Source organism: Novosphingobium soli, from assembly GCF_042432915.1.
Classification (GTDB): domain Bacteria; phylum Pseudomonadota; class Alphaproteobacteria; order Sphingomonadales; family Sphingomonadaceae; genus Novosphingobium; species Novosphingobium soli.
The window spans coordinates 232,595-250,920 of sequence record NZ_JBHLWK010000009.1; the positions used below are offsets into that span (position 1 = coordinate 232,595).

The 18,326-nt window shown below is 66.9% G+C and carries 17 protein-coding genes; 10 read left to right on the top strand and 7 right to left on the bottom strand.

Annotated features, from left to right (window positions below):
- Positions 1–156 precede the first annotated feature (156 nt).
- Positions 157–1,971: a M2 family metallopeptidase gene (locus tag ACFFJC_RS06520; protein WP_379486683.1), complete on the top strand. Its 1,815-nt coding sequence runs from the start codon at positions 157–159 to the stop codon at positions 1,969–1,971.
- Here ACFFJC_RS06520 and ACFFJC_RS06525 read toward each other — a convergent pair.
- Positions 1,922–2,686, bottom strand: coding sequence for a sulfotransferase family protein (locus ACFFJC_RS06525; protein WP_379486684.1), 765 nt, complete (start codon positions 2,684–2,686; stop codon positions 1,922–1,924). The genes ACFFJC_RS06520 and ACFFJC_RS06525 overlap by 50 nt on opposite strands.
- A 174-nt stretch (positions 2,687–2,860) precedes the next feature.
- Between ACFFJC_RS06525 and ACFFJC_RS06530 the strand changes: the two genes are divergently transcribed.
- Positions 2,861–3,274, top strand: coding sequence for a hypothetical protein (locus ACFFJC_RS06530; protein ID WP_379486685.1), 414 nt, complete (start codon positions 2,861–2,863; stop codon positions 3,272–3,274).
- Between the two features lie 12 nt (positions 3,275–3,286).
- On the opposite strand, the gene ACFFJC_RS06535 is transcribed toward ACFFJC_RS06530, so the two are convergent.
- The 4 genes from ACFFJC_RS06535 to rpsF all read right to left on the bottom strand — a co-directional run bounded on the left by ACFFJC_RS06535 (position 3,287) and on the right by rpsF (position 6,115).
- Positions 3,287–4,717 carry an AMP nucleosidase gene (locus tag ACFFJC_RS06535; RefSeq protein ID WP_379486686.1) on the bottom strand — a complete coding sequence of 477 codons (1,431 nt, stop codon included), beginning with the start codon at positions 4,715–4,717 and terminating at the stop codon, positions 3,287–3,289.
- Positions 4,718–4,914: 197 nt separating this feature from the next.
- On the bottom strand, positions 4,915–5,508 hold the full coding sequence (rplI, locus tag ACFFJC_RS06540; RefSeq protein ID WP_379486687.1) for a 50S ribosomal protein L9: 594 nt from the start codon (positions 5,506–5,508) through the stop codon (positions 4,915–4,917).
- Between the two features lie 14 nt (positions 5,509–5,522).
- Positions 5,523–5,747 (bottom strand): 30S ribosomal protein S18, encoded by a 225-nt coding sequence (rpsR, locus tag ACFFJC_RS06545; RefSeq protein ID WP_091145241.1) that lies wholly within the window; start codon positions 5,745–5,747, stop codon positions 5,523–5,525.
- Between the two features lie 5 nt (positions 5,748–5,752).
- Complete coding sequence (gene rpsF, locus ACFFJC_RS06550; protein ID WP_379486688.1) at positions 5,753–6,115, bottom strand: 30S ribosomal protein S6; 363 nt, start codon at positions 6,113–6,115, stop codon at positions 5,753–5,755.
- Positions 6,116–6,371: 256 nt separating this feature from the next.
- Between rpsF and ACFFJC_RS06555 the strand changes: the two genes are divergently transcribed.
- The 3 genes from ACFFJC_RS06555 to ACFFJC_RS06565 all read left to right on the top strand — a co-directional run bounded on the left by ACFFJC_RS06555 (position 6,372) and on the right by ACFFJC_RS06565 (position 11,400).
- Positions 6,372–9,029 (top strand): M1 family metallopeptidase, encoded by a 2,658-nt coding sequence (locus ACFFJC_RS06555; protein ID WP_379486689.1) that lies wholly within the window; start codon positions 6,372–6,374, stop codon positions 9,027–9,029.
- Positions 9,030–9,110: 81 nt separating this feature from the next.
- Complete coding sequence (locus tag ACFFJC_RS06560) at positions 9,111–9,449, top strand: hypothetical protein (RefSeq protein WP_379486690.1); 339 nt, start codon at positions 9,111–9,113, stop codon at positions 9,447–9,449.
- 160 nt (positions 9,450–9,609) lie between these two features.
- Positions 9,610–11,400, top strand: a complete 1,791-nt coding sequence (locus ACFFJC_RS06565) for a DEAD/DEAH box helicase (protein WP_379486691.1) — start codon at positions 9,610–9,612, stop codon at positions 11,398–11,400.
- 42 nt (positions 11,401–11,442) lie between these two features.
- Here the strand turns inward: ACFFJC_RS06565 and ACFFJC_RS06570 are convergent, their stop codons facing one another.
- A complete protein-coding gene (locus tag ACFFJC_RS06570; protein ID WP_379486692.1) occupies positions 11,443–11,907 on the bottom strand; it encodes a GreA/GreB family elongation factor in 465 nt (154 codons plus the stop codon).
- Positions 11,904–13,784 carry an ABC-F family ATP-binding cassette domain-containing protein gene (locus tag ACFFJC_RS06575; protein WP_379486693.1) on the bottom strand — a complete coding sequence of 627 codons (1,881 nt, stop codon included), beginning with the start codon at positions 13,782–13,784 and terminating at the stop codon, positions 11,904–11,906. The genes ACFFJC_RS06570 and ACFFJC_RS06575 overlap by 4 nt, the downstream gene beginning before the upstream one ends.
- A 279-nt stretch (positions 13,785–14,063) precedes the next feature.
- Here ACFFJC_RS06575 and ACFFJC_RS06580 point away from each other — a divergent pair, with 279 nt between their 5' ends.
- From ACFFJC_RS06580 to ACFFJC_RS06600, 5 genes are all read left to right on the top strand, one after another.
- A complete protein-coding gene (locus ACFFJC_RS06580; protein WP_379486694.1) occupies positions 14,064–14,315 on the top strand; it encodes an FtsB family cell division protein in 252 nt (83 codons plus the stop codon).
- 155 nt (positions 14,316–14,470) lie between these two features.
- Positions 14,471–15,556 (top strand): pyruvate dehydrogenase (acetyl-transferring) E1 component subunit alpha, encoded by a 1,086-nt coding sequence (pdhA, locus tag ACFFJC_RS06585; protein WP_379486695.1) that lies wholly within the window; start codon positions 14,471–14,473, stop codon positions 15,554–15,556.
- Position 15,557: 1 nt separating this feature from the next.
- Positions 15,558–16,964, top strand: coding sequence for a pyruvate dehydrogenase complex E1 component subunit beta (locus ACFFJC_RS06590; RefSeq protein WP_379486696.1), 1,407 nt, complete (start codon positions 15,558–15,560; stop codon positions 16,962–16,964).
- Between the two features lie 101 nt (positions 16,965–17,065).
- A complete protein-coding gene (locus ACFFJC_RS06595; protein ID WP_379486697.1) occupies positions 17,066–17,764 on the top strand; it encodes a hypothetical protein in 699 nt (232 codons plus the stop codon).
- A 72-nt stretch (positions 17,765–17,836) separates the two neighbouring features.
- Complete coding sequence (locus tag ACFFJC_RS06600; protein WP_379486698.1) at positions 17,837–18,292, top strand: hypothetical protein; 456 nt, start codon at positions 17,837–17,839, stop codon at positions 18,290–18,292.
- Positions 18,293–18,326: the final 34 nt, after the last annotated feature.

Genomic DNA, 18,326 nt, shown 5'->3' on the forward strand with positions numbered 1-18,326 from the left:
AAGGGTTGCCCGAGATTTCTGCGGCTCGGCATAAGCAGCAGACCGACGCTCCTCCTATTCTCGCCGGACGGGCGGAGAAAGCCTGGGCGATATTGATCTGGCGCCGACGGGGCGTAGTGTCTGCGGCATCGAAAAAGGTTCAGGAAGGTGCAACTCATGAAGCTCGCCTCCACCGCGCTGGCCGCAGCGCTGTCGTTCGCCGCGGTGCCGGCCGCGGCTCAGGACTATCCGCTGAGCGCCGAAGGTGCCGCCCGCTTCGTCGCCGACGTCGAGAAGGACTTTGCCGTCACTTCGGTCGACAACGCCCGCATCAACTGGGTTAACTACACTTACATCAACGACGACACCGATGCGCTCGCGGCCAAGTACAACGGTGAATTTACCGCGAAGCAGGTGAAGTACGCGGCCGAGGCCGCTCATTTCGCGAAAGTGCCCGGGCTGGACGCCGATGTCGCCCGGAAGCTTGGAATCCTGCGGCAAGGGATCGTGCTTCCCGCGCCGAACACCCCCGGTGCCGCAGCGCGGCTCAGCGAAATCACCACGCGGCTGTCCTCCACCTATGGGAAGGGCAAGGGCACGCTAGACGGCAAACCCATCAACGGTTCGGATATCGAGGCGGAGATGGGCAACGTGAGCCACACGCCGGCCCAGTTCGCGGAGATGTGGACGAGCTGGCACGACAATGTCGGCAAGCCCATGAAGGGCGACTACGAGACAATGGTCGGCATCGCCAACCAGGGCGCGCGCGAGCTTGGCTATGCCGACGTGGGCGCCATGTGGCGCTCCGGCTACGACATGACGCCCGAACAGTTCGCGGCCGAGACGCAGCGGCTCTGGGAAGAGACCAAGCCGCTCTACCTGGCCTTGCATACGTACGTGCGCCGCAAGCTTAACGAGAAGTACGGCGATGCGGTGCAGCCCCGGACGGGGCCGATCCGGGCCGACCTGCTGGGCAACATGTGGGCGCAGGAATGGGGCAACATCTATCCGCTGGTCGCCCCGCAGGGGGTCGGTGATCTTGGCTACGACATTGGCGACCTGCTCATTGCGCAGGACAAGACGCCGGTCGACATGGTGAGAGCCGGGGAGCGGTTCTACTCCTCCCTCGGCTTCGATCCGCTACCGGACACGTTCTGGGTCCGCTCGATGATCGTGAAGCCCGCCGACCGTGAGGTGATCTGCCACGCCTCGGCTTGGGACGTCGACAACAAGGACGACCTGCGGATCAAGATGTGCACCAAGGTGAACTCGGACGACTTCGTCACGATCCACCACGAACTGGGGCATAACTATTACCAGCGCGCCTACAACAAGCAGCCTTACCTGTACCTCAATGGCGCGAACGACGGCTTTCATGAGGCTATTGGCGATTTCATCGCCCTTTCCATCACGCCGCAGTACCTCGTCGACATCGGCCTGCTCGACAAGGCGCGGGTGCCCAGCGCCGACAAGGACATCGGGCTGCTACTGCGCCAGGCCATGGACAAGGTGGCGTTCCTGCCCTTCGGTCTGCTGATCGACCGCTGGCGATGGGGCGTGTTCGATGGTTCGATCCGGCCGGCGGACTACAACAAGGAATGGACCAGGATGCGGCTCGAGTACCAGGGCATCACCCCGCCGGCACCGAGGGGTGACGATGCCTTCGATCCGGGTGGTAAGTTTCACATACCGGGCAACACGCCCTACACCCGCTACTTCCTGGCGCGGATTCTGCAGTTCCAGTTCTATCAGGCAGCGTGTCGCCAGGCGGGCTGGAAGGGCCCGCTCCATCGTTGCAGCTTCTACGGTGACAAGAAGGTCGGTGCCAGGCTCGAGGCCATGCTGGCGCTCGGGCAGTCGCGGCCGTGGCCCGAGGCGCTCAAGGTGTTCACGGGCACCAGCCAGATGAGCGCGAAGCCCATGCTGGAGTACTTCGCGCCGCTCAAGGCGTGGCTCGATGCGCAGAACGCGGGCGAACGGACGGGCTGGTGAGCAAGGCCTTGTGCCGCAGCGCGTAGTCGGCCGCATAGAACGTCTGCACGAAGGCCTCCTGGCTGGGAGTAAGCTCTGGCCGGTCTTCCGCGCGGCTGCGGTTGAGCCGGGGCAATGCGGCAAGCTGCGCGTCGTCGAGGATGGCCTCGAGCCTGTCGATCTCCTCGAACGGCACCAGGTGTTCCACCCGGCAAGCGCCGTGCGCGTCGAGCAGGTACCAGGCCTGGGGGCGGAAGATGTGGTCGATGTCGAACGGGCTGCGGGCACAGGCGAGATGGTCGATGGCCTGGTCGATGCCCGAGAACGCGCGGTAGCGCGGCCGGAAGGGCAGCGAGACGTCGCGGTCCGCGGTACCTCCGGCGCGCGCATAGGCAAAGGCGGACAGGAAGCGGCAGACGGGATCGCGCACGATCGCAAAGCTGGGAAGTTCGAGCAGGTCGGGCGCCACCATGGCGTAGTAGCGGACCGTCTCGTGCTTGATCTGGCAGCCGTACAGCCGCTCACAGATCGATGTGCCGGCGTTCTTGGGCACGTGGATGAACAGCGTTCCACGCCTGCGCACCGCGTCGAGCCGCTCCCGCCGTGCGCCGTTGGGGCGATAGCGGAATGCCGAAAGAGCCAGCCGCTCCGGTACGTCGCTGACGAGGCGGACACCGAAGGCGGAGGCGATCAGCCGGTTCATGCCGGTCGTGCCGGAGGAGCGGTGGTGCTGCATTGGCCTGTGCTAGGCGGCGGAGCGCAGCGGCGGATGTCACGATGTTGCAGCAGATTGCCGTGCCGATGCGGCTCTTATCGAAGTGGACGCGGCAGGGAAAGCTTGCGACCATCGCACCGTCGCGGCGCGGCCGAGGCAGGAGCCAGGTCAGGGGCCAGGGCAGGGGAATCTGAGATGCCGAAGCTGTTCGAGGGTGCGCCTCAGGATACCTGGATCCTCATCGCTCGATACTTCTACGAACGCTACAGCGCCCATGGGTCGACGGAGACGGCCAAGTCCTTCGTGTTCCACGCCATTCGGCCTGCATCGCCCAAGGCCTACGTTTCGGACGGGCGCGATGTGCTGGTCGAGGAAAGGCATCCCTGCGTGGTCATGGGGTACACGGACGGGTTCTTCCAAGTCGCGACGCGCAACCGCAAGAGCTACCATACGGCGCTGGAGCGAACTGCGATGTTCTCGGCGTCGGACGTGGAGAATGCGCGAAAATGGAGGCCCGGGGCGGACGAGTTCTCGACCTTCCCCGTCTCCTACAACAATTTTTTCAGCTCCGACTTCGAGATCTACAACCGCCAGCTCTGGCTGTGGTAGCCGTCGCCCTGCTTACCGGAACGGCGGCTCGTTGAAGGCGCGCAGCTTGCGCGAGTGCAGCCGGTCTCCCTGTTCGCGCAGCAGGTCACACGAGATCAGGCCGATCTTCAGGTGGCTGGCGATGGCCTCCTCGTAGAAGCGGTTGGCCTGGCCCGGCAGCTTCAGTTCGCCATGCAAGGGCTTGTCGGATACGCAAAGCAGGGTGCCGTAGGGCACGCGGAAGCGATAGCCCTGGGCGCTGATCGTGGCGCTCTCCATGTCGATCGCGATGGCGCGGCTCAAGGAGAAGCGGCGCGCCGATTCGGTGTAGCGCAGCTCCCAGTTGCGATCGTCGGTGGTGACCACGGTTCCGGTGCGCATGCGCTTCTTGAGGTTGGCGCCGCCTTCGCCGCTGACCATCTCGGCCGCCTGCGCCAGCGCCTGCTGGACTTCGGCAATCGCGGGCAGGGGGATCTCGGGCGGCAGCACCGGGTCCAGCACGTGGTCGTCGCGCAAATACGCATGGGCCAGCACGTAGTCGCCGATGCGCTGGCTCTCGCGCAGGCCGCCGCAATGCCCTATCATCAGCCAGGCCTCCGGCCGGAGGACGGCGAGGTGGTCGGTGATCGTCTTGGCGTTGGAGGGACCGACGCCGATGTTGACGAGGGTGATGCCCGAGCGATCCTCGCGGATCAGGTGATAGGCGGGCATCTGGTGGCGCCGCCATGCGGTGTCCGACAGGCGGGCCCGTGCATTCTGGGCCGGCGCGTCGAGGTAAAGGCCTCCCGCGCCGGACAGGGCGACGTAGCCGTCCGAGCCGACCTGCTGTCCTGCCCAGTCCACGAACTCGTCGACGTAGCGATGGTAGTTGGTGAACAGGATGAAGCGCTGGCAGTGCTCCGGGCTGGTCCCGGTGTAGTGCGCCAGGCGCGCCAGGCTGAAGTCGGTGCGCAGGCCGTCGAACAGGGCCAGCGGATGCGGCTCATCCTCTCCGCACAGGAACGTGCCGTCGGCGATCTCGTCGCCGATCATCGCCAGCTCGGTGCTGGGGAAGTGGGTGGCCAGTTCCTGCGGGGTGACGGCGCCCACCGAGACACCTTCCAGCACGTAAGGGAAGGGGATCTCCTGTGCCGAGCGGCCCACTGTGAACTCGACCTCGTACTCGGCCTCGATCAGCGCCAGCTGCTCGGACAGGTAGTCGGTGAAGAGATGGGGCCGCGTAACCGTGGTGCTGTAGGTGCCCGCGCTTTCGAGCCGACCGAAGGCGCGGGACGCCCGCGCGGTGCGCTCGTGGCCGCGATAGGTGATGCGCAGCTCGGGATAGGTCCAGAGGCGCTGTTCGCGGCGGTCGTGGGGCGGAAGGGTGCCGTGCTCGACGAAGGCGCCGATGTCGGCCTTCAGAGTGGAAACGGCGGCTTCATAGACGCGGACCAATTCCGCGAGGGTTTCTTTCGTCTTCTGCATGGCCACCTATTACGCAAATCGTGCTGCGGTGCAATAGGTGCCATCCGGGGCAGGGCGATGACGCTGGCCGAAGACGCAGAAGCCGGCCCATGAGGCGGATCACTGCGCCGCTCGCCACAAGGCGGCACCCGAAACGAAAGGCCCCCGCTCCGGTGGAGCGAGGGCCTCTGTATTCCTCGACGGTGCCGAAGGCAGGATCAGGCCTGCGCTTCGCCTTCGTCGGCGTCCTCGACCGCGATCTCGCCAGGCTCGGCGTTCGGGTCATAGGCCTCGGTGAAGCCCGAGACGTCCTGCTCGAACATCGCGGCCATCACGTCCACGCCCTGCGACTGCAGGTCGGCCTCGTCGGCCGAACGGGCGACGTTGACCTTGACGTTGACGGCAACTTCGGGGTGCAGGTTGACCTTGACGTCGAAAATGCCGAGCGTCTTGATCGGGCGCTCGAGCACGATCATCTGCTTCGACACGTTGGCGCCCTGTTCGTTCAGGCCATCGACGATGTCGCGGACCGAAACCGAACCATAGAGCTGACCCGAGTTCGACGAGGCGCGGATCAGGACGATCTGCTTGCCCTCGACATCGCCCGACTGCGCTTCGGCCGTGGTGCGGCGCTCGGCGTTGTCGGCCTCGATCTTGGCGCGGTTGGCTTCGAAGACCTTCTTGTTCGCGTCGTTGGCGCGCAGGGCCTTCTTGTTCGGGAGCAGGTAGTTACGGGCGTAACCGTCCTTGACCGAGACGACGTCGCCGATGGCGCCGAGCTTCTCGATGCGCTCCAGGAGGATGATCTGCATGGGTCCGGCCCTCCTTACTTGACGATGTAGGGCAGGAGGCCGATGTGCCGGGCGCGCTTGATGGCCTGGCTCAGCTCACGCTGCTTCTTGGCGGAAACCGCGGTGATGCGGCTCGGAACGATCTTGCCACGCTCGGACATGAAGCCCTGCAGCAGACGCACGTCCTTGTAGTCGATCTTCGGCGCGTTCTTGCCCGAGAACGGGCAGGACTTGCGGCGGCGGAAGAATGCACGTGCCATGTGGATCAGGCTCCTTCACGTTCGCGACGACGCGTGCGCTCGCGGTCGCTCTTGCGCATCATGACCGAGGGGCCGGCTTCGTGCTCGTCCACGCGGATGGTCACGTAGCGGATCACGTCTTCGTTGATCTGCGTCTGACGCTCGAGCTCGGCGACGACGTCGCCCGAAGCCTCGATGTTCAGCATCACGAAGTGCGCCTTGCGGTTGCGCTTGATCTTGTAGGCGAGATTCTTGAGACCCCAGGTCTCGGTCTTGGTGACCTTGCCCTGGTTCGACTCGACGATCTCGGTGGCGGTGGCGGCAAGCGCATCGACCTGCGCCTGGCTGAGGTCCTGGCGCGCCAGGAACACGTGCTCATATAGAGCCACGGCAGCTTCCTTCATCTCTTTAACCGATCGCTGGCTTGTCCGCGGGATTGCGGGGCCCCTCCGGCTTTCGTCATTCTCCGCGTGCGTCCAACGACGCGGAAGGCGGGCCCTTACCCGATCCCGCGCTAAACGCAAGTGAAAGCTGGTGCCGGTCGTTATCGAACAGCCAACGACTTGTTGCGCGGCTCGGTAAATATCTTGCGTGGGCGAGGCCGCACGTTAGCAAGGATCCTTTCAGCAGTCCTACGAGTCGCTCATGAAATCAACCGTTCGTTCCTGCGCGCTGGCGCTTCTTGCCAGCGCCGTGATGCCGCTTCCCGCTTTCGCCCAGACTTCGACCAGCCCCGGTGCCACTGCCGAGACCGTCACCACGCAGCTGCCCCGCAGCGTTCGCCCGAGCCATTACGACGTGACCGTAACGCCCGACGCGAAGGCGCTAACCTTCACCGGCAACGCCGCCATCACGATCGAGGTGGTCGAGGCGACCAGCACCATCACGCTGCAGGCGGCTGACCTCGCTATCGCCAAGGCCACGCTCGCGAGCGGCGCGGGCAAGGTGCTGGGTGCGGCCAACGTCGCCGCGGACGAGAAGGCGCAGACCGCGACCTTCACTTTCGCCAAGCCGATCACGCCCGGCCGCTACGTGCTGTCGATCGACTATGCCGGCAAGATCAACACGCAGGCCTATGGCCTCTTCGCGCTGGACTACAAGGCCGCGGACGGCAGCCAGAAGCGCGCCCTGTTCACGCAGTTCGAGAACTCGGATGCGCGCCGCTTCATGCCGTCGTGGGACGAGCCCTTCTACAAGGCCACTTTCAGCCTGAAGGCGGTCGTCCCGGCTGACGAGGTCGCGGTGGGCAACCTGCCTGTCGAAAGCCGCAAGGACCTGAGTGGCGGGCGCACGCTCGTGACCTTCGGCACCAGCCCGCGGATGTCGACGTACTTGCTGTTCTTCGGTCTCGGCGACTTCGAGCGCAAGACCACGCAAGCCGCCGGCACCGAGATCGGCGTCCTGACCAAGCGTGGCGACCTGGCCCAGGCGGACTACGCGCTTGCGCAATCGGCCGACCTGCTGCCCTGGATGAACGACTACTTCGGCGCCGCCTATCCGCTGCCCAAGCTCGACCACGTCGCGGCACCCGGGCGCAGCCAGTTCTTCAGCGCGATGGAGAACTGGGGCGGCATCTTCTACTTCGAGAACGCGATGTTGCTCGATCCCAAGATCGCTTCCAACACGCTGCGTGAGCGGATCTTCACCGTCGTGGCGCACGAGATGGCGCACCAGTGGTTCGGCGATCTCGTCACCATGTCCTGGTGGGACGACCTGTGGCTGAACGAGGGCTTCGCCTCCTGGATGGAGAGCCTCGCGACCGCCAAGTTCCACCCCGAGTGGCATCCCGAGCTCACCGCCGTGGGTGCGCGTGAGCTGGCCATGGGCCAGGACGCCTACGCCACGACGCACCCGATCATCCACCCGATCAAGACGGTGGAAGAGGCAAGCCAAGCCTTCGACGGCATCACCTACTCCAAGGGCGAGGCCGTGATCCGCATGCTGGAGGCCTATACCGGGTCCGAGCAGTGGCGCGCGGGCGTGCGCGCCTACATGCAGCGCTACAAGCACTCCAATACGGTTACCGACGACCTGTGGCGGGAAATGGAGAAGGCCTCGGGCAAGCCGATCACGCAGATCGCGCATGACTTCACGCTGCAGCCCGGCATCCCGCTGGTGAAGGCGACCGCCAGCTGCAAGGGCGGTGCCACCATGCTGGTGCTCGAGCAGGGCGAGTTCACGCGCGACCGCGCGGGCAAGCAGGCCCTGTCGTGGCGCGTTCCGGTGCGAGCGGCCGCGCAAGGTGGAGCCGCGGCCGAGACGCTGCTGGAGGGCCGGGGCTCGCTGCAGGTGGCGGGCTGCGGACCGGTGGTGGTGAATGCCGGGCAGACCGGCTATTTCCGCGTTCTTTACGACGCCAAGACCTTTGCCGGACTGGCCAAGGGCATTGCGCAGGTCCAGCCGGTCGACCAGCTCGGCATCCTCAACGATGCGGTGGCGCTGGGCTATGCCGGCAATCAGCCGATGGCCGACATGCTCGATCTGGTGAAGAACCTGCCTATCGATGCCTCGCCGCAGGTGATCGGCCGAGCGGCGAAGGTGATCGGCGGGTTGGCCGAGTTCACCGGGAATGATCCAAAGCGCAAGGCAGCGCTCTCGCGCTTCGCCGCAGCACGGCTGCTGCCGGCGCTCGAACGCCTCGGCTGGACCCCCAAGGCCGACGAGCAGGCAACCGCGGGCGATCTGCGCAGCACGCTGATCGAAACGCTGGGAGACCTGGGCGAGTCTTCGGTTGTCGCCGAGGCGCGCCGGCGGTTCGCTGCCTTGAAGAGCGATCCCGCCGCGATCGACCCTTCGGTGCGCGTGCCGGTGCTGACCGTGGTCGCGCGCAATGCCGATGCGCAGACCTGGGACGCACTTCACGCGATGGCCCGCGCCGAGACCTCCGCGCAGGTCCGGACCGCGATGTACTCGCTGCTGGGCAAGGCTGCAGACCCGGCGCTGGCGGACAAGGCGCTGGCGCTCGCCATGACCGATGAGCCCGGCGTCACCACCAGCCCGGTGATCATCAGCACGGTTGCCACCGTGAGCCCGGATCGCGCGTTCGACTTCGTGACGGCGAACTACGAAGCGGTCATGGCCCGCGTCGACAGCTCGGGTGCGACCCGCTACGTCGGTCGCCTCGGGCAGGGCAGCGCGGACCCGGCGATGGTCGGTAAGCTGGACGCCTATGCCAAGGCGCACCTTACCGCCGACACCCGTCGGCCGGTGGACGAGGCGATCGCCAAGATCGAGGACCGCATCAAGGTCGGCCAGACGCGGATGCCGGAAGTCGATGCCTGGCTCGCCAAGGCGCGATTCTGAACGGAAGGGGTCGGGCTTCGGCCCGGCCCTGCCTTCTCGGGGCGGTCGACCGCGCCCGGTTTGACGCGTGGGCGGCGGCCCGTGCGGCTGCAGTTGCCAGTCTTTCAGGAATGTGACAGCATCCCGCTCAGCTTGATCGCCGACGACAGGATCGTTAGCCGGGCGCTCCGCCAGGCTAACCCACCAGAACTTCGGGATGTATTCATGCGCTTGACCGTTGTGCGCAAAGGGATTTTTCGCACTCATCTGCCCGGTCTGGGTGAATGCGCGCGGGTGGACATGAGCGCGGGCGATGCGGCTCCTTTCCTGGAGCGCGAGATGTACGTGCTGCTCGGTTTTCAGCCGAGCTTCGAGCAGCTTCCCGAGCAGCGTGCCGACGCCGCGCCCGCATCGCGGCCGCTCTGGACGGAGTGGAACTGAGCTCTCCCGCAGCCGAATCGCTTCGAGATGCATTATGCGCGCGCATATTTGCGCGGTTTGGGCTATGGGCCGTTTTCCGGTGCGCCCGATGAGCGACCGCGCAGCCCTCCCTACGCTCCTTGAAAGCCGCTGACAGGCGGCAGGATTCGTTGATCAGATAATGACTTTCTCGCAGATTCCCCAGCCTCTCGCCGAGGCGCTCGCGGCGCATGGCTATGAAACCCTCACGCCGGTCCAGGCCGCCGTCACCGAATCGGAAGCGCGCGGCCGCGACCTCGTGGTGTCGGCGCAGACCGGCTCGGGCAAGACCGTGGCCTTCGGCCTTGCCATCGCCGACGAATTGCTCGCCGACGACGCGCTGGCGCATGCCGACCGGCCCCTGGCGCTGGCCATCGCGCCCACGCGCGAGCTCGCCCAGCAGGTGAGCCGCGAGCTGGAGTGGCTCTACGCCCGCACCGGCGCTCGCATCGTTACCTGCGTGGGCGGCATGGACCCGGTCAAGGAGCGGCGCCAGCTGGAGCGCGGGGCCGCGATCGTCGTCGGGACCCCGGGGCGCCTGCGTGACCATCTGGAGCGTGGCAAGCTCGATCTCTCGGCCCTTCGCGCCGTCGTGCTCGACGAGGCCGACGAGATGCTCGACATGGGCTTCCGCGAGGATCTCGAGGAGATCCTCGACGCCACGCCCCAAGGGCGGCGCACGCTGCTGTTCTCGGCGACGATGCCGCGTCCCATCGAGGCGCTGGCTCAGCGCTACCAGCGCGATTCGCTGCGCATCTCGACCGTCGGCGAGAACCGCGGCCATGGCGACATCGCCTACAAGGTCGTGACGGTTGCGCCCTCGGACATCGAGCATGCCGTGGTGAACCTGTTGCGCTTCCATGAAGCGGAGACCGCGATCCTGTTCTGCGCCACGCGCGACAACGTGAAGCACTTGCACGCCACCTTGGTCGAGCGCGGCTTCTCGGCGGTGGCTTTGTCGGGCGAGCATTCGCAGAACGAGCGCAACAATGCGCTCCAGGCGCTGCGCGACCGGCGTGCGCGGGTCTGCGTCGCCACCGACGTCGCCGCGCGCGGTATCGACCTGCCGTCGCTCAGCCTCGTCATCCACGTCGAAATTCCGCGTGATGCGGAAACCTTGCAGCACCGTTCCGGCCGCACCGGCCGCGCCGGGAAGAAGGGCACCGCCGTTCTCCTGGTGCCCTATCCGCGTCGGCGCCGTGTCGAGATGATGCTGCGCGGCGCGCGGATCGAAGCCGAATGGGGTGAGGCACCGACGCCAGAGGCAATCCGCGCCCAGGATCGCGAGCGCCTGCTGGAGAAGCTTCTCGCGCCCGTCGAGGTGGAAGACGACGATCGCGAATTGGCGCGGGTCCTGCTGGAGACTCTCAGTGCCGAGGACGTGGCCGCCGCGCTCGTGCGCGCGCACCGCGCCGCCATGCCGCAGCCCGAGGAGCTTCTCGGCAACTCGCCCGAGGCCCGCCAGCGACGCGAACGCCCGGGGTTTGAGGACGTGGTCTGGTTCCGCATGGACGTGGGCCGCGACCAGCGGGCCGAAGCGCGCTGGATCCTGCCGGTGCTCTGCCGCCGCGGCCACGTGACGCGCGACGCCGTGGGCCAGATCCGCATCAACGCCGACCAGACCTACTTCCAGATTCCCGCCGCACAGGCCGAGCAGTTCGCGCGCGCGGTCGAGCGTACCGCGCGTCCGGACGGCGAGTACGAGGCGACCATCCAGATCGAGCGCGCGCCCGATACGCCCCGCGACGCGGCGCGGCACCGAAGCCGCGATCGCGAGGGTCCGCAGGGTCGCGGTCGCCGTCCGCACGGCAACGGCCCCCGCTTCGAGGGCGAGGGACGCGAAGCCCAGCCTTATCGCCCGCGACCGACGGGGCCGCGGCAGGACCGCGCCGGCGGTGGCAAGCCGTTCCACAAGAAGCCGCGGAAGTTCTGATCCGTTTGCCGCCCCGCCACGGGCCGGGGCGGCGGTCGGTGCCTAGCAGCAGCCGGACACTTCGCGTACCTCGATCGCATCCTCGCGGCCGTTGAATTCCACGAGATTCCCCGGCGCTGCGCCCAGCAAGGCGCGCGCGAGCGGGGCGGTGAACGCAAGAAAGCCCCGGCCGGGATCCGCCTCGTCGTGGCCGACGATCGTGATCTCGCGCGTGCGTCCATCCATCGTGAAGCGCACGCGGCTGCCGAACTGGACATCGCTCCCAGCGGGCAGGGGTTGCAGCTCTGCGGTGGCGAGCCGCGCCCGCCAATAGCGCAAGTCGCGCTTGGCGGCGGCGATCGCAGGTTCGTCCGATGCCGCGGCGAGCTGCGCCTCCAGCGTGGCGATGCGCTGGTGGATCATTTTCAGGCCGGTCGCGGTCACGAGATTGGGGCCGGGCGGGATCGGCACTTCGAACTTGGGCTCGAGGTGCTCCTCGTCGCCGTCGCGGCGAAAGGCGACGCTCATGCGACCTTGCCCATGACGGTGTCGTGCGCCTCGCTTGCTTCGAGCCAGATCGTTTCGGCTTCCTCCAGCGCGGCGGTGGCGGCGGCGTGGCGACGGCCGAGCTCGCCGATCGCGAGGCCCTTGAACTCGCCGGTCGCGCGCGCCGGGTCGGCCAATGCCGCGTCGAGCGCGGCCAGCTGCGCCTGCTGTCGCTTCATCCGCGTCTCGGCCTCGGTCACCTTCTTGCGCAGCGCCTTCAGTTCGTCGCGCGAGAGGCCCGCGGGCTTTTTCGCCGGCTCGGCCGGCTTGCCGCCGCCGACCTCGGCCTTGGGCTGGTTTCGCCCCAGCACGAAGTCGATGTAGTCGTCCATCGAACCGTCGTAGTTCTCCGCGGTTCCTCCATCGACCAGGACCAGGCGATCGGCCGCAAGCTCGACCATGTGACGATCGTGGCTGACGAGGATCACGGCGCCTTCGAACGCGTTGAGCGCCTGCACCAGCGCCTCGCGCGCATCGACGTCGAGGTGGTTGGTCGGCTCGTCGAGGATGAGCATGTGGGGCGCATCGCGCGTGACCAGCGCCAGCGCCAGCCGCGCGCGCTCGCCGCCCGAAAGCGTGCGCGTCTCCGCCGTCGCGCGATTGCCGGAAAAGCCGAAGCGGCCCAATTGGCCGCGCACCGCCAGCGGCGGCTTGTCGGCCATTGCACGCGTCATCAGCTCGAGCGGCGTCGAGTTGGCGGGCAGTTCCTCCACCTGGTATTGCGTGAAGTAACCGATGCGGATCTTGGGCGAAAAGGTGAGCGATCCCTCCATCGGCTGCAGCTGCCGCGCCAGCAGCCGGGCGAGGGTGGTCTTGCCGTTGCCGTTGCGGCCGAGCAGGGCGATCCGGTCCTCCGGGTCGATCCGCAGGTTGAGGCGACGCAGGATCGGCTTGTCGGCTTCGTAACCGACCGCTGCGAGGTCCATCGTGACCAGCGGCGGGCGCAGCTCGTTCGGGCTCGGGAAGTCGAAGCTGAGCGAGGGATCCTCTGCCATCGCGGCGATCGGCTGCATCTTTGCGAGCATCTTGGCGCGGGACTGCGCCTGCTTCGCGGTGGATGCGCGGGCCGAGTTGCGCGCGACGTAGTCCTGTAGCTTCTTGCGCTGTGCCTCCTGGTTGGCGCGTGCCGCGGCGGCCTGGGCCGCACGTTCGGCCCGCAGGCGCTCGAAGCTGTCGTAGTCGCCCGGGTAGAGCGTCAGGCGACCGGCCTGGAGATGAAGGATATGGTCCACCACGGTGTTGAGCAGGTCGCGCTCGTGGCTGATGACCAGCAGGGTGCGCGGATAGCTCTTGAGGAAGTTCTCCAACCACAGCGTCGCTTCAAGGTCGAGGTGGTTGGAAGGCTCGTCGAGCAGCAGCACGTCGGGTTCGGAGAACAAGAGGGCGGCCAACGCCACGCGCATCTTCCAGCCGCCCGAGAAGCTGTCCAGCGGCCGGCCCTGCATCTCCTCGTCGAACCCCAGGCCGACGAGGATGCGGGCGGCGCGTGCGGGGGCGGTGTAGGCATCGATCGCGATCAGCCGCTCGTGGACGTCTCCCAGGCGATCCAGATCGGTACAGGTCTCGGCCTCGGCAAGGAGCGCAGTGCGCTCGGTGTCACCCTCCAGCACCGCCTCGAAGGGCGTGCGGGTGCCGCTCGGCGCTTCCTGCGCGATGTAGCCGAGCCGCGCGCGCCGCGGCATCTCCACCGAGCCGCCGTCCGGTTCCAGTTCGCCGATGATCGTCTTGACGAGGGTGGACTTGCCGGCCCCGTTGCGACCGATGAGGCCGATCTTGCCGTTCTGCGGCAGCGTCGCGCTCGCGCCGTCGAGGATGGTGCGTCCGCCGAGGCGTACGGTGATGTCACGAAGGGTCAACATTCCCGCGCGCCTAGCAGAGGGCGATCCGGATCGAAACCGTGATGAAGTTTGCAGCGCATCGCGAATTGTGCATTGGTTAACACTTGACTATCGCCGAAACTTATCAACACCAATCGCGCGGCTCCGGTGCTCGGGAGAGCGCCTCAGCCTGTCGCAAATGACGGGTTTCGGTTAGCCGTTAGGCTTGAAAGTACGAATCACGTGTCATTCTATGAGCCTATGCGGACCGTGCGACAGGACAACAACCTAGCAAGAGAGCGTCTCGTCCAGGGCTTGGCCATGGCGCTCCTGGTGCTGATGGCATTCTGGTGCGTCGCCGGGCCGAGCGGCCTGCTCGCCTGGGGTGAAAACCAGCGGGTCCTGGAGCAGCGGCAGCACAGCCTCGTCGCTTTGAAGGCCGAGCGTGAACGCCTGAAGAACAGGGTCGCGCTTCTCGATCCCCGGAAGATGGACCCGGATCTCGCCGGTGAGCTGGTGCGCAGCAATCTCAACGTTGCGCGTTCCGACGAGATGGTGATGCAGCTGCGCTGAGGCTGCGGCTTTCAGCTTAAATGCAGGCGGCGCACTACCGCCTGCAATAATTTTTGTTTCCGGCACGGGAATTTCGCGGAATGGGCGCTTCCGCTTTGCGCGCGTCCTTCCTATACCGCCCGCGAAACGATCGCACCAACGATGGGGAGCCCCCGTTGCCCAAAGCCAAGACTGATGCCCCGGCCAGCGACAATGCCGTCGCCGTGAACACGGACGACGCCGACTTCGCCCTCCGCAGCCTCCAGCAGGCGCTCGACGCCGATCGCCGCTACACGGCGAGCAAGGAGGAACTGCTGCGCCTCTACGAGCAGATGCTGCTCATCCGTCGCTTCGAGGAGAAGGCGGGCCAGTTGTACGGCCTGGGCCTGATTGGCGGCTTCTGCCACCTCTACATCGGCCAGGAGGCCGTCGCGGTTGGCCTGCAGTCGGCGCTCGACGGGACCAAGGATTCGGTCATCACCGGATACCGCGACCATGGCCACATGCTTGCCTACGGCATAGACCCGAAGGTGATCATGGCCGAGCTGACGGGCCGTGAGGCGGGCATCTCGAAGGGCAAGGGCGGCTCGATGCACATGTTCTCCGTGGAGCATCGCTTCTACGGCGGCCACGGTATCGTCGGCGCGCAGGTGTCGCTGGGTGCAGGTCTCGCCTTCGCGCACAAGTACCGCGAGGACGGCGGCGTCGCGATGGCCTACTTCGGGGACGGCGCGGCCAACCAGGGCCAGGTCTACGAGAGCTTCAACATGGCCTCGCTGTGGAAGCTGCCGATCATCTTCGTGATCGAGAACAACCAGTACGCGATGGGCACCGCCGTCAGCCGTTCCTCGGCCGAGACGCACTTCCACCGCCGCGGCACCGCGTTCCGCATCCCTGGCATGCAGGTCGACGGCATGGACCTGCTCGAAGTCCGCAAGGCGGCCGAGATCGCGCTGGAGCACGTGCGCGGCGGCAACGGCCCCGTGCTCATGGAGCTCAACACCTACCGCTATCGCGGCCACTCGATGTCCGACCCGGCCAAGTACCGGAGCCGCGAGGAAGTCCAGGGCGTGCGCGACAAGCGCGACCCCATCGAGCATGCCAAGGCCGAACTGATCGAGATGGGCGTGACCGAGGACAGCCTCAAGGAGATCGATAAGCGCGTGCGCGCGCAGGTCGCCCAGTCGGCGGACTTTGCCGAGAACTCGCCCGAACCGGCTCCTGCCGAACTGTATACCGACGTCCTGGTGGAGAGCTACTGAGATGGCGATCGAACTGAAGATGCCCGCCCTCTCGCCCACCATGGAAGAAGGCAAGCTGGCCCGCTGGCTGGTCAAGGAAGGTGACGAGGTCTCCTCGGGCGACATCCTCGCCGAGATCGAGACCGACAAGGCGACGATGGAGTTCGAATCCATCGACGAAGGCACCGTCGGCAAGATCCTGGTGCCGGAAGGCACCGAGGGCGTGAAGGTCGGCACGGTCATCGCGATGCTGGCGGGCGAGGGCGAGGACGCCTCCGCCGTCCAGGCCCCGCAGGCGAACGCCGCGCCGGCCGATGCCGCTTCGCAGGCACAACCGGAGTCGGGCGAGAAGCCGGCCGACGACAAGAAGCCGGCGGAGAGTGGGACCGCCAACCTCCACAGCGAGATCAAGACGGCCCGCGATCCCGAGCTCCCGCGCGGCACCAACATGAAGACCTCGACCGTGCGCGAGGCGCTGCGCGACGCGATGGCGGAGGAAATGCGCCGCGACAGCCGTGTCTTCGTGATGGGCGAGGAAGTGGCCGAGTACCAGGGCGCCTACAAGGTGACCCAGGGTCTGCTCGAGGAGTTCGGGCCGACGCGCGTCATCGACACGCCGATCACCGAGTACGGCTTTGCCGGCATCGGCACGGGCGCGGCGATGGGCGGCCTTCGCCCGATCATCGAGTTCATGACGTTCAACTTCGCCATGCAGGCGATCGACCACATCATCAATTCGGCCGCGAAGACCAACTACATGTCTGGCGGCCAGATGCGGTGCCCGATCGTGTTCCGCGGTCCGAACGGCGCGGCCTCGCGCGTGGGTGCTCAGCATTCGCAGAACTATGGCCCCTGGTATGCCAACGTGCCTGGCCTGGTCGTGATCGCGCCCTATGACGCCTCGGACGCGAAGGGCCTGCTGAAGGCGGCGATCCGCAGCGAAGACCCGGTGGTCTTCCTGGAGAACGAGCTGGTCTACGGCCGCACCTTCGAGCTGCCCGAACTCGACGACCATGTTCTGCCGATCGGCAAGGCCCGCGTCATGCGCGAAGGCAAGGACGTGACCATCGTGTCGTACTCGATCGGCGTGGGTCTGGCACTCGAAGCCGCCGAGACGCTGGCGGCCGAGGGCATCGACGCCGAGGTCATCGACCTGCGCACGCTGCGCCCCCTCGACAAGGAGACGGTGCTGGCGAGCCTTGCCAAGACCAACCGCCTGGTCGTTGCGGAAGAAGGCTTCCCGGTCTGCTCGATCGCTTCGGAAATTTCGGCGATCTGCATGGAGGAAGGCTTCGACAACCTCGACGCGCCGGTGGTCCGCGTGTGCAACGAGGACGTGCCGCTGCCGTACGCAGCGAATCTCGAGAAGGCGGCGCTGATCGACGCCGGCCGGATCGTGGCGGCGGTCAAGAAGGTGACGTACCGCTGACCCACGGGCGCGGACGGCGACCTGCCGTCTGCGCCCCGCCCCCCGGCACGGCGCCGGTAGGGCGGTTGCCTTCGGGTCCGCTCTCCTTCTAGGGATCTCGCGTGACCACACCCTCCCAACCCGCCATGCCGCCGTCGGACGAGGACATCCTGGTGCAGTCGCTGCCCACGGTCTCCCGGCTGGCCCTGGCCTACGCGCCGCGCGCCGCCCGCCGCCAGACGCTGGCGCTGCTGGCGCTGGACGCGCGCCTGGCGCATTTGCTGCGCCATTCGCGTGAGCCGATGATGGCGCAGTTGCGGCTGGCCTGGTGGCGCGAGTCGCTCGGCCAGTCGTCGGAACAATGGCCCAGCGGAGAGCCGCTGCTTGCCCTCCTGCGCACCTGGGGCGGCGGCCATGGCGGCCTTGTCGCCCTCGTGGACGGATGGGAACGGATGACGGGACCGGCCCCGCTGGCGTCCGACGCACTGGAGGCCATGGCGCAGGGCCGGGCCGATGCCTTCATCGCGCTCGCGCAGGCGCTCGGTCGTGGTGGGGAGAGCGAGGCGGTTCGGACACTGGCGCGGTCGTGGGCGCTGAACGACCTGGCGATGCGGCTTGGTCACGAGAGCGAGCGCGAGACCGCAAGACGAATGAGCCTTGAGGCTCGCGGCGGCCCGAGCGTCAGGGTGTCGCGTCCCTTGCGCACCTTGCCGGTGCTGCATGCGCTGGCCGGGCGGCGGCTAGACAAGGGGGGGGAGACGGGCGCCACGTCTCCGGCCGCCTTGTTCATGGCCATGCGTGTCGGGCTGCTCGGCTTCTGATTGCAGCCATGTAATTTCCTCTCGCGGTCGCCACTGACATAATCCGCAAGGATCGGTGAGGGACAAACGGGGATGAATCGCTTCCTGCTCGGGGGGCTGGCGGTGCTGGCCATGATGGGCATCGGCCTGTTCTGGCTGCAAGGCCGCGCGGAAGTGGAGGCCGGCGCGCCGCCTCCCACACTCGCGCCAGTTCCGGGATCGCCCGCTCCGCTTCCCAGCGCGGACGTGGGTGAGCTCACGGGGCCTGAGCCGCCCGAGGCGACCGAACTCACCCGCGAGCAGCGCCGTTTCGGCCGCTACGATCGTGATCGCGATGGCCGTGTCTCGCGTGACGAGATGCTTTCCACCCGCTCTGACGGGTTCCGCAAGCTGGACAAGGACGGCAACAACCTGCTGACCTTCGAGGAATGGGCTGTCGCCACCTCGGAGAAATTCGGCGAGGCCGACCGCGATCGGGACAGCTTCCTGACTCCGGCCGAGTTCCGCCGCACCGCACCACCGCGCAACAAGGCGAAATGCGCCTGCTAGAGCGTGATCTTGTTTGAGTGAATCGTAAGGGGGA

What these genes read in the sequence shown, in the direction of transcription:
- rpsR (WP_091145241.1), bottom strand. Translation starts at nt 5,747, where the DNA reads ATGGCACGTGCATTCTTCCGCCGCCGCAAGTCCTGCCCGTTCTCGGGC.
- ACFFJC_RS06570 (WP_379486692.1), bottom strand. Translation starts at nt 11,907, where the DNA reads ATGAGCGTCGCCTTTCGCCGCGACGGCGACGAGGAGCACCTCGAGCCC.
- ACFFJC_RS06535 (WP_379486686.1), bottom strand. Translation starts at nt 4,717, where the DNA reads ATGCAGAAGACGAAAGAAACCCTCGCGGAATTGGTCCGCGTCTATGAA.
- ACFFJC_RS06565 (WP_379486691.1), top strand. Translation starts at nt 9,610, where the DNA reads ATGACTTTCTCGCAGATTCCCCAGCCTCTCGCCGAGGCGCTCGCGGCG.
- ACFFJC_RS06575 (WP_379486693.1), bottom strand. Translation starts at nt 13,784, where the DNA reads ATGTTGACCCTTCGTGACATCACCGTACGCCTCGGCGGACGCACCATC.
- ACFFJC_RS06520 (WP_379486683.1), top strand. Translation starts at nt 157, where the DNA reads ATGAAGCTCGCCTCCACCGCGCTGGCCGCAGCGCTGTCGTTCGCCGCG.
- rplI (WP_379486687.1), bottom strand. Translation starts at nt 5,508, where the DNA reads ATGCAGATCATCCTCCTGGAGCGCATCGAGAAGCTCGGCGCCATCGGC.
- ACFFJC_RS06530 (WP_379486685.1), top strand. Translation starts at nt 2,861, where the DNA reads ATGCCGAAGCTGTTCGAGGGTGCGCCTCAGGATACCTGGATCCTCATC.
- ACFFJC_RS06590 (WP_379486696.1), top strand. Translation starts at nt 15,558, where the DNA reads ATGGCGATCGAACTGAAGATGCCCGCCCTCTCGCCCACCATGGAAGAA.
- ACFFJC_RS06600 (WP_379486698.1), top strand. Translation starts at nt 17,837, where the DNA reads ATGAATCGCTTCCTGCTCGGGGGGCTGGCGGTGCTGGCCATGATGGGC.
- ACFFJC_RS06555 (WP_379486689.1), top strand. Translation starts at nt 6,372, where the DNA reads ATGAAATCAACCGTTCGTTCCTGCGCGCTGGCGCTTCTTGCCAGCGCC.
- ACFFJC_RS06525 (WP_379486684.1), bottom strand. Translation starts at nt 2,686, where the DNA reads ATGCAGCACCACCGCTCCTCCGGCACGACCGGCATGAACCGGCTGATC.
- ACFFJC_RS06580 (WP_379486694.1), top strand. Translation starts at nt 14,064, where the DNA reads ATGGCGCTCCTGGTGCTGATGGCATTCTGGTGCGTCGCCGGGCCGAGC.